Raw genomic sequence first — 2357 nt, forward strand, 5'->3', positions numbered from 1 at the left:
ATCTAACTCCGAAGCAGTATGACCGTCTTTGCAGGTATATGGAATTTTGTGATTGCTATTCTACCCCGGCTGAAATGGCAACAAGGCTTGTCCAGGTCGGCTTGGCCGAAGCAATCAAGCGTGGTGCAATACAGGAGGAATAAGGATGAATAAGGATCAGAAAACAAATATTCGTTCTTTCCGCTACTCTGACCGGGTGGCATCCATTCTGGAATCCATGGAAGGTGCGAATTTAAATGCTAAGTTTGAAAATCTCGTTCTTTTCTGTAATGATAAATTTCCAGAGGTTGAAAAGCGTTATCGTACATACCAGTCCATGGCCGCCCGTGCGTTTGATGATTACATGAAATTATCTGACCTTCGTCATAGTATTCAGCGCGAACTTACAAGTATTGATAATCGTCTCCGTTCCCTGGATGAGTTATTGGAGCATGTGGAAGCCCAGTGTAGAAAGGTCAAGGAATATAAAAAGTAACACATAGCACGCTAGCTGCGGAGCTGATCAGGAATCACCTGCAGGTGGAAATGTGTTACATAGTATAAAATATCCCCGGCATAGAGCCGGGGTTTTTGTTGTTATTGGGCTTTGGGAAGTAAGTTCCTACCCTCTAGTATGGTCATGATGGTTTCGTCATTTTGTTTTAATTCTCTGATTCCCTTTCGGGTCTCATATTCCAGGTTTGCAACTCTGTTGTCTAGGTTGCTTATTTGATTTTTGATGTTCATTAATTCAATCTGTAGTGGTTCTAATAGTGTTCTTATTGTCTCAATCGTTTCTTTATCCATTTTAATATCCTCCTTGATATTATTCCGATAAAAATTGATTCTTATTAATTCTGGTGCGTTATAGGGGATTATTTATCCTTTTTATGTTTACTGTTATTCTACTTTTGGTAAGATTCCTTTTGCTTCTAATACTCCTATCAGTGTTTCCATTTCATCATTTAGGAAATGTATATCTTTTCTTATGGAGCGTTCAGATGTTTTCATTTCTAGTCTCATTGTATCGATTTTAATTGTTAAGTCCTCTAGTTGGTTTTGCATTGGTTTTAATAGCTGTCTTATTGCTTCAACCGTTTCTCTGTCCATTTTAATATCCTCCTTGATAGATTTTGCCTTTGGTCTTTAGAATTGGTTCTCGTTCATTCTGGTGCGTTACAGTCTTATTTCATGTTGATGTCTTCATGTGTGTTTCCGGCCACAATGCCCTTATTATGATTTACCTGGATTCCGGTGGTGCCTTGCATATCATTTTCTATTAGGTCTTTAATATATCCGCTTATTTTTGTATAGCCTTTATTCTTCATATGTTCTATTATAGCCGGATAGTCTTCTTCTCGAATATACACTTTGACTGTTTTATACGTATCTTTTATATATTCTCTTCTGTATTCTTTTAATTCTTTTTCATTCATTGCCATTTTATTGTATCCCTTCTTATAGGACTATAAAAAAATACCAATTTTATAGGACTATAATTGTGACAAATGTCAATTTACTAGGCCTATAAAATTTGCTATACTATTAATGTAAAGATAAGTAACAGTTAAGCGCTTATTTGGTATCTATTTTACCACAAATTTAGTTAGTCTACAAGAATGTTTTACTTAGTTGATTAAGGAGGGTTTTTATTATGACAGTTTCCGATGTTTTTGATTTATTGTTTGTTGATGATAATACACGTTTTATCATTCGTGATTCTGATTCTTGTGTGCTTGCGTTTGGTTATTGTTTTGATGATGATGTTATAAGCTATTTACATTATGAGGTTTTTTCTTTTACTTGCAAATTTCGTTCTAATAGGGCTTGTGTTTTTGTTGATTTGGAGGAATTAAGATGATGGATAAAAAGCATGTTAGAGAGACGTTAAATAGTATTATTGATTCCTGTTGTTCAGATGATTTTTTGTATAAAGTAGATGTATCATGGATTCGTGGGAACATAGCTTTTGCCTATATGATTGGAGCTATTACCACATTTGAGAAAGAGGAATTGCTTAAGCGTGTGTCTGAATCAAAGGAGGTTCTTTAAATGAGAAGGCTTTCCAAAGCTCTTATAGAGCAGGAACAAAGTGAAACCAGTGTTGCTATCTGCCGGGCCATGGCCTTGCATGACCAGTGCCGTGTGGATATGCTTCAATACCATTTTGTTCGTCTGGAGCATATTTTGGCTTACATCAATGAAAAGGCAGGTTCCATTCCGCCTATATCAGATGAGTATATGTATTTTGGGTAGCCCCCAGGGCATCCCCTCGCGGCTCTGCCCTGGTCTATATAAATAATTCATTAGTTGATTTGAGAAAGAGAGGTTTTTGATTATGGTATACGAGATTTTAGGCATTGAAAGATTTGAGGGAA

The 2357-nt window shown here is 36.3% G+C and carries 7 protein-coding genes; 4 read left to right on the forward strand and 3 right to left on the reverse strand.

Features of this window, described 5'->3' with window-relative positions:
- Positions 1-145 precede the first annotated feature (145 nt).
- The gene (locus tag FYJ39_RS20225) at positions 146-475 is read left to right on the forward strand and encodes a hypothetical protein (protein ID WP_154474102.1); all 330 of its coding nucleotides are present in this window, start codon (positions 146-148) and stop codon (positions 473-475) included.
- Positions 476-576: 101 nt separating this feature from the next.
- Here the strand turns inward: FYJ39_RS20225 and FYJ39_RS20230 are convergent, their stop codons facing one another.
- From FYJ39_RS20230 to FYJ39_RS20240, 3 genes are all read right to left on the reverse strand, one after another.
- Entirely contained in the window at positions 577-786 is a 210-nt protein-coding gene (locus FYJ39_RS20230) for a hypothetical protein (protein WP_154474103.1), read from the reverse strand.
- Between the two features lie 93 nt (positions 787-879).
- The gene (locus FYJ39_RS20235) at positions 880-1089 is read right to left on the reverse strand and encodes a hypothetical protein (RefSeq protein WP_154474104.1); all 210 of its coding nucleotides are present in this window, start codon (positions 1087-1089) and stop codon (positions 880-882) included.
- 74 nt (positions 1090-1163) lie between these two features.
- Positions 1164-1421, reverse strand: a complete 258-nt coding sequence (locus FYJ39_RS20240; RefSeq protein ID WP_154474105.1) for a hypothetical protein — start codon at positions 1419-1421, stop codon at positions 1164-1166.
- A gap of 212 nt (positions 1422-1633) precedes the next feature.
- Here FYJ39_RS20240 and FYJ39_RS20245 point away from each other — a divergent pair, with 212 nt between their 5' ends.
- The 3 genes from FYJ39_RS20245 to FYJ39_RS20255 are packed head-to-tail and all read left to right on the forward strand — an operon-like array spanning position 1634 to position 2235.
- Entirely contained in the window at positions 1634-1840 is a 207-nt protein-coding gene (locus FYJ39_RS20245) for a hypothetical protein (protein WP_154474106.1), read from the forward strand.
- Positions 1837-2031 carry a hypothetical protein gene (locus FYJ39_RS20250; protein WP_154474107.1) on the forward strand — a complete coding sequence of 65 codons (195 nt, stop codon included), beginning with the start codon at positions 1837-1839 and terminating at the stop codon, positions 2029-2031. Before FYJ39_RS20245 ends, FYJ39_RS20250 begins: the two co-directional genes overlap by 4 nt.
- Positions 2032-2235, forward strand: coding sequence for a hypothetical protein (locus FYJ39_RS20255; RefSeq protein ID WP_154474108.1), 204 nt, complete (start codon positions 2032-2034; stop codon positions 2233-2235). It begins immediately after the preceding gene.
- Positions 2236-2357 lie beyond the last annotated feature (122 nt).

The sequence above is a fragment of the Clostridium porci genome (assembly GCF_009696375.1).
In the GTDB taxonomy this organism is placed as follows: Bacteria; Bacillota; Clostridia; order Lachnospirales; family Lachnospiraceae; genus Enterocloster; species Enterocloster porci.